This window comes from Pseudomonas sp. RGM2987, from assembly GCF_022952855.1.
Lineage (GTDB): Bacteria > Pseudomonadota > Gammaproteobacteria > Pseudomonadales > Pseudomonadaceae > Aquipseudomonas.
Map to the genome: position 1 here is coordinate 131,522 of NZ_JALJDX010000215.1, position 6,838 is coordinate 138,359.

Consider the following 6,838-nt stretch of genomic DNA (forward strand, 5'->3'; position numbering starts at 1 on the left):
CGTTTTCGGATTATGGACAGGCCTTGCGCGACGCCGCCTGTTCCACCAGCTCGACAAATTGCTGGACGTTATGCTGATGGGCCGTCACCAGCTCATCGATGCTGCCGCCCGCCGGTGTCTGCAAGCTGCTGCGGCAGGTGAGGGGACGCGCATCGTTACCCAAGGTACGCAGGCGCCATTGCGCATCCATGCGGGCGTAGCGGCCCGGGATGGAATCGAAGCGTTGCACGTCGACCCGCAGCAACAGCTTGGCTGCGCCGGGGTTGTTCAACTGCTCGTCGAGACTGCTGTGCAGCTCATCCGCCAGGCTGGCGCCCCACCATTCGGTTTCCAGGATCGCCAGCCCACTGTTGCCTTGGCGAATGACCATCTGGGTGCGGTCCACCTGGGGCGGGACGCTCACCTGCTCGACCTGGATGTCATTGCTGGAGCGCTGGCCCTCCGGCTGGACCGGGCTGAGGGTGTGGTAGTGGATCGGGTCGCTGCGGCAGGCGCCGAGCAGCAGCGCCACGGCAACCAGGGTCGGTTTCAGCCCCATGAGGCGTGCTCCTGTGATCATTCTTTCACCGGGAATGTGAGGTTCTGCGCCGGTGCATCCTTGGGCCGGCCGCGCAGCAGCGACTCGGGATGACGGCTCAGGTAGTCGGACAGCTCGCGCAGCGAGCGTGACATGCGTCCCAGGTCGTCCAGGGTCTGGGTCAATTGTTCACGCTGGGGCGAGTCCTCGGCCAGGGTCGAGTTGGCCGACTGCAGGGTCTTGCTCACGTCCTGCAAGGTGTTTTGCACGCCGGGTAGCGTCTTGTTGTTGAACTGGGCCAGGCCTTTGCGCAGCTCCACCAGGTTGCCGTCCAGGTTGCTGGCGATGCTTTCCAAGGGCAGCTTGTTGAACCGCTCAACGGCCGATTGGAGCTGTTCCTGCATTTGCTGCAGGCTCCCGGGGACGGTGGGAATGCGCACGGGTCGAGCGTTGGGGTCGAACGCGACTTTCTCTGCCTTGGGGTAGAAATCCAGGGCGATGTACAGCTGCCCGGTCAACAGGCTGCCACTGCGGGCCTGGGCACGTAACCCGCGTTCGACGAAGCTGCCCATCAGGCGGGCACCGGCGGCTTCGTCTTCCGGATCGTGATTGAGCGTTTCGAGCAACTTCTCATGAGCTTTGCCCAAACGCTGCGGGTAGATCACCAACCCAACGTTGACCGGGAAACTGCGCTGTTTCTCGTCGAAATCCAGATTAATGGCAACCACCTTGCCGATCTCCACACCGAGGAACTCAACCGGCGCATTGACTCGCAACCCACGCAATGCCTGGTCGAAACGCAACGCCAGGTATTGCGCCTTGCCGTTGGGCGGAGCGAGGGCGCTCTGCTGGTCGGCAAACAGCTCGAAGGTCTTGTCCTCGGCGGCGGAGGTGTCGTTGGGGCTGTATTCCGGCGCTCGGAAGGCGATCCCACCGAGCAGCAGCGCCGAGAGCGATTCGGTCTTGACCGCGAAGCCGTTGGCACCGACGTTCACATCCACTCCGCTGACATTCCAGAACCGGGTGTTTTCGGTGACGTACACATCGTTCGGCGCATTGATGAAAACGTCGATGTTGACCCCTTTGCCTTCGGCGTCCAGCCCGTAGGACACGACCTGGCCCACCGGGATCTTGCGCAGGTACACCGGCGAGCCGATGTCCAGCGAGCCGAGGTCCTGGGAGTGCAGGGTGAAGCGCTTGCCTGGCTCGCCGTAGGTGATCGGTGGCGGCGCTTCCAGGCCGGTGAAAGACTTTGCGCGAACTTTCGATTGACCGGCATCGGCGCCGATGAAGTCTCCGGACAGCAACGTGTCGATGCCCGAGATTCCGCCGGCGCCGATGCGCGGCCGGACCACCCAGAACACCGAGTCTTCATGGGTGAAGGTGTCGGCGGTTTTCTCCAGCTTGACCGTGGCCGTGACGTTCTTCTGGTCATCGCTCAATTGCACGTCGGTGACCTGGCCGATGACCACATTGCGATATTTCACCTGGGTCTTGTTGGCGGTCAGGCCCTGGCCGGTCTTGAAGGTGATGGTGATAGTCGGGCCTTCCTGCAACCAGTTGTGCACGACCAGGGATACGCCCACCAGCACCGCGATAATCGGCACGATCCACACCAGCGACACCGTCCAGCGGCGGCGCGTGACCTGGGCGCGACCCGCGCTGGGTCGCTGCTCGTCAGTGGCTTGCGACTTCATCCATGGTCTCCTCGGCAGGTTGGGTGTCCCAGATCAGGCGCGGGTCGAAACTCATGGCCGACAGCATGGTGAACAGCACCACCAGGCCAAAGAACAGGATCCCCGGACGCGGTTCGATATCGCTCAGTGCCTGGAACTTGACCAGCGCCGCCACCAGGGCCACCACCAGCACGTCGAGCATCGACCAGTAACCGATCACCTCCACCAGCCGGTACAGTTTTGCCCGCTGGACCTGGGCCCAGGTGCTGCGCCGTTGCACGGTGACCAGCAGCAGGGTCAGCACCACGAACTTGATGCCCGGCACCGCGATGCTGGCAATGAAGATGATCAGGGCGATGTCCCAGGCCCCGCCTTGCCAGAATTCAATGACGCCGCTGATGATCGTGCTGTCGGCACCTTTGCCGAGCATCTGGGTGTTCATCACCGGAAGCAGGTTGGCTGGGATGTAGAACACCAATGCGGCGAGCATGTAGGCCCAGGTACGGGAAATGGGGTCGGGTTTGCGTCGATGCAGGGCGGCATCGCAGCGCGGGCAGGCGTGGGGGGCGTCGGTCATGTCGCAGGCCAGTCCACAGCTGTGGCACAGGCACAGATTCAGGTCGCTGGCCTGGGGCGGGGTGCCGAGCGGTGGGCCGTTCACAGGCTGTCCCACAGGTCACGGACGTCGCGTCCGGCAATGCGGATCATCAGCAGGCTCAAGGCCGCCAGGGCAAACAGGCCGATGCCCGGCAACACATCCAGCAGTCCAGCGAGCTTGATCACCGCCACCAGCGCGCCGAGCAGGCAGACTTCAAGCATGCTCCACGGCCGCAGCGTCTCCAGGCTGCGCATGCACAGGGCGAAGCCTGGCGCACGGCGGTTGCCGTAGGCATGGCCCAGGACCCAGAGCAGCAGCACCAGTTGCAAGGCCGGCGCGATGATGATCGCCACTGCCGCCACCAGCGCAATAAACGTAATCGAGCCCTGGCTCAGCGCCACGACCGAATCCCACAGCGTGGCGCTGTTGGTCAGGCCCTGGAACCGGATGTTCATCAATGGATACACGTTGGCAAAGGCCCACAGCACCGCCGCGGTCACGCTCAAGGCGAGGCGCTGCTCGATGCTCAGTCCGTTGTAGCGTTGGATCACTGCATGGCAGCGCACGCACGAGGCTTTCTGGTGGGCCACAAGGACCACCGGTTCGTACACCGCATCGCAATGTTCACAAATGATCAGTCGGTCGGTGTCGGCCATCGGGCTGCTCGGCAGGGGCATCCCCTTCAATATAGAAGTCCGTTGGGATTGAGCAACCCGGCCGGCAAGCTGTGTGAAAACGGCTACGGGCTTTTCACACAGCCTGCCGGGTGATCATTCACCGCGAATGTACTGCTCCAGCTGCTTGATCAGGTCCGCCTGCTCGGCGATGGCTTCCTTGACCAGGTCGCCGATGGACAGCAGGCCGACCAGCTTGCCGTCCTCGACCACCGGCAGATGTCGCAGGTGTTTTTCGGTCATGATGCTCAGGCAGGTCTCGACGTTCTGGTGCGGGTCGATGGTGATCACCGGGGAGACCATGATGTCACTGACCTTGGTGCCCACCGACGAGCGGCCATGCAGGACCATTTTGCGCGCATAGTCGCGCTCGCTGATGATCCCCAGCACTTCATCGTTTTTCACCACCAGCAGGGCGCCGACGTTTTTCTCCGCCATGCGCATCAGGGCCTGCAATACCATGTCGTCCGGTGAGATGGTGTGCACTTGCTGGTTTTTCTCATCTTTTATCCGGAGCAACTGCGCGACGGTTTTCATGGGGGAAGCCTCAGGGGTGTTGTTTTTTGCGGGTGGTCTAAGAATCGTAGACCCAACGGCGCAGGGCAAGCGATAAAGCGGCGGCCAGTCGTCAAAAAACGTCATCGCCGCTGAATTTACCCCTGATTGGATGTCATCGCCCCCCTGTGGCGAGGGAGCTTGCTCCCGCCGGGCCGGGCTGGCGCTCCAGTGCGAAGCAGCCCTCGAACCAGGCTCTGCGGAGTGTCAGATACTCAGTCATTGGGGCTGCTGCGCAGCCCAGCGGGAGCAAGCTCCCTCGCCACAAGAGGGGCCACAAGAGCGGGTCAAAATAGCGTTGGACAGGTGAAGTCGCCTCGCCACAGGTAGAATCACCGCTTACGCATCATTCGAGGTTGCAACGGTGGATTTACAGCAGGGCTTCGTCCTGACCCGGCATTGGCGCGACACCCCGGCCGGCACCGAAGTCGAGTTCTGGCTGGCCACCGACGCCGGGCCCCGGCGCGTGCGCCTGCCAGTGCAGCCGTCGGTTGCGTTCGTGCCGCAGATCCAGCGCGGGCAGCTCGAAGCCCTGTTGCAAGGGGAAAAGGATATCGAGCTGCGCCCCCTGGACCTGCTGGATTTCGAGCATCGGCCGGTGCTCGGGTTGTATTGCCAGCAACACGCTCAATTGATGCGCCTGGACACCACCTTGCGCCGCGCCGGCGTGGAGGTCTTCGAAGCCGACGTCCGGCCGCCGGAGCGCTACCTGATGGAGCGCTTCATCACTGCACCGGTCTGGTTCGGTGGGACTGCGGTGGACGACGGCCTGTTGGTCGACGTCCAGATGAAACCCGCCCCCGATTACCGCCCACCGTTGCGCCTGGTCTCGCTGGACATCGAAACCACCGCCCAAGGCGAGTTGTATTCCATTGCCCTTGAAGGTTGCGGCGAGCGTCAGGTGTACATGCTCGGGCCACCGAATGGTGACGCTACCGGCGTGGATTTCCAGCTCGAATATTGCGAATCGCGCACCGTACTGCTGAAGAAACTCAACGACTGGTTCGCGCATTTTGACCCCGACGCGATCATCGGCTGGAACCTGGTGCAATTCGACCTGCGGGTGCTACACGAGCACGCCCGGCGGCTGGCGGTGCCGTTGCGCCTGGGGCGTGGCGGGGAAGAGATGCAATGGCGCGAGCACGGCGCTCGCAGCAACCATTTCTTTGCCTCGGCGGCCGGGCGCTTGATCATCGACGGCATCGAGTCCTTGCGTTCAGCCACCTGGAGTTTCCCGTCATTCAGCCTGGAGAACGTTGCCCAGACGCTGTTGGGGGAGGGCAAGTCCATCGACAACCCCTACCAGCGCATGGACGAGATCAACCGCATGTTCGCCGAGGACAAGCCGGCCCTGGCCCGCTACAACCTCAAGGACTGCGAACTGGTGACGCGGATCTTCGCCAAGACTGAACTGCTCAAGTTCCTGCTGGAACGGGCTAGCGTTACCGGTCTGCCGGTGGATCGCAGCGGTGGCTCGGTGGCGGCCTTCACCCACCTGTACATGCCGCTGATGCACCGCCAGGGCTTCGTCGCGCCGAATCTTGGACAACGCCCGTCCGAGGCCAGTCCGGGTGGCTTCGTCATGGATTCGCAACCGGGACTCTACGAGTCGGTGCTGGTGCTGGACTACAAGAGCCTGTACCCGTCGATCATCCGCACCTTTCTCATTGACCCGGTGGGCCTGATCGAAGGGCTGCGTCATCCTGGCGACAGTGAATCGGTGCCGGGCTTTCGCGGCGCACGCTTCTCCCGGACTCGGCATTGCCTGCCGTCCATCGTGGCGCGGGTCGCCGAAGGCCGGGAAACCGCCAAGCGCGAACACAATGCCCCCTTGTCCCAGGCGCTGAAGATCATCATGAACGCCTTCTACGGCGTGCTCGGTTCCAGTGGCTGCCGCTTCTTCGACCCACGGCTGGCGTCGTCCATTACTCTGCGCGGTCACCAGATCATGCAGCGCACCCGGCAGTTGATCGAGGCACAGGGGCATGTGGTGATCTACGGCGACACCGATTCCACGTTCGTCTGGCTGCGCCGGGCCCACGCCGAGGAAGACGCGGCAAGGATCGGTCGCGAACTGGTGGCACACGTCAACCAGTGGTGGCGCGAGCACGTGCGAATGGAGTTCGGTTTGCAGAGCGCCCTGGAGTTGCAGTTCGAAACCCATTTCAAACGCTTCCTGATGCCGACCATCCGAGGCGCCGAGGAGGGCAGCAAGAAGCGCTACGCAGGGTTGGTGTCCCGCGCCGACGGCAACGACGAAATCATCTACAAAGGCCTGGAAACCGTGCGCACCGACTGGTCGCTGCTGGCCCGGCAATTCCAGCAGGAGTTGTACGGGCGAATCTTCCATCGCCAGCCCTATCAGGATTATGTGCGCGACTACGTACAGCAGACCCTGGCCGGCGCGTTCGATGATCGACTGGTCTATCGCAAGCGCCTGCGCCGCCCGTTGGAAGACTATGAACGCAACGTGCCACCCCACGTCCGGGCGGCACGCCTGGCCGATGAATTCAACCAACGCCAGGGGCGTCCGCGGCAGTACCAGAACGGCGGCTGGATCAGCTACGTCATCACCGTCGCCGGCCCCGAGCCATTGGAAACCCGTAGCGCGCCCATCGACTACGACCACTACGTGAGCAAGCAGCTACAGCCGGTGGCGGATGCGATCCTGCCGTTCGTGGACGATGATTTCTCGACGCTGGTGGGCGGGCAGATGGGGTTGTTCTAAGCGCTGCGCATTGATGATTACAGCTGTGCTTGGCTGCTTTTGTGGCGAGGGAGCTTGCTCCCGCTCGATCGCGCAGCGACCCTCTTTTAC

General features: G+C 62.9%; 6 protein-coding genes. 1 reads left to right on the forward strand and 5 read right to left on the reverse strand.

The genetic code is table 11. From position 1 onward, the window contains the following. Positions 1-10: 10 nt before the first annotated feature. The 5 genes from RGM2987_RS21805 to RGM2987_RS21825 form a co-directional block, all read right to left on the reverse strand. The gene (locus RGM2987_RS21805) at positions 11-559 is read right to left on the reverse strand and encodes a PqiC family protein (protein WP_245144889.1); all 549 of its coding nucleotides are present in this window, start codon (positions 557-559) and stop codon (positions 11-13) included. Beyond that, positions 556-2,214, reverse strand: coding sequence for an MlaD family protein (locus RGM2987_RS21810; RefSeq protein WP_245144890.1), 1,659 nt, complete (start codon positions 2,212-2,214; stop codon positions 556-558). Before RGM2987_RS21810 ends, RGM2987_RS21805 begins: the two co-directional genes overlap by 4 nt. Next, the gene (locus RGM2987_RS21815; RefSeq protein ID WP_245144891.1) at positions 2,195-2,854 is read right to left on the reverse strand and encodes a paraquat-inducible protein A; all 660 of its coding nucleotides are present in this window, start codon (positions 2,852-2,854) and stop codon (positions 2,195-2,197) included. The genes RGM2987_RS21810 and RGM2987_RS21815 overlap by 20 nt, the downstream gene beginning before the upstream one ends. After that, positions 2,851-3,447, reverse strand: coding sequence for a paraquat-inducible protein A (locus tag RGM2987_RS21820; RefSeq protein WP_245144892.1), 597 nt, complete (start codon positions 3,445-3,447; stop codon positions 2,851-2,853). The genes RGM2987_RS21815 and RGM2987_RS21820 overlap by 4 nt, the downstream gene beginning before the upstream one ends. Before the next feature lie 114 nt (positions 3,448-3,561). Further along, entirely contained in the window at positions 3,562-4,002 is a 441-nt protein-coding gene (locus RGM2987_RS21825) for a CBS domain-containing protein (RefSeq protein WP_212796602.1), read from the reverse strand. A gap of 382 nt (positions 4,003-4,384) precedes the next feature. Here RGM2987_RS21825 and RGM2987_RS21830 point away from each other — a divergent pair, with 382 nt between their 5' ends. Beyond that, positions 4,385-6,748 carry a DNA polymerase II gene (locus RGM2987_RS21830; RefSeq protein ID WP_245144893.1) on the forward strand — a complete coding sequence of 788 codons (2,364 nt, stop codon included), beginning with the start codon at positions 4,385-4,387 and terminating at the stop codon, positions 6,746-6,748. Positions 6,749-6,838: the final 90 nt, after the last annotated feature.

What these genes read in the sequence shown, in the direction of transcription:
- RGM2987_RS21805 (WP_245144889.1), bottom strand. Translation starts at nt 559, where the DNA reads ATGATCACAGGAGCACGCCTCATGGGGCTGAAACCGACCCTGGTTGCC.
- RGM2987_RS21810 (WP_245144890.1), bottom strand. Translation starts at nt 2,214, where the DNA reads ATGAAGTCGCAAGCCACTGACGAGCAGCGACCCAGCGCGGGTCGCGCC.
- RGM2987_RS21820 (WP_245144892.1), bottom strand. Translation starts at nt 3,447, where the DNA reads ATGGCCGACACCGACCGACTGATCATTTGTGAACATTGCGATGCGGTG.
- RGM2987_RS21825 (WP_212796602.1), bottom strand. Translation starts at nt 4,002, where the DNA reads ATGAAAACCGTCGCGCAGTTGCTCCGGATAAAAGATGAGAAAAACCAG.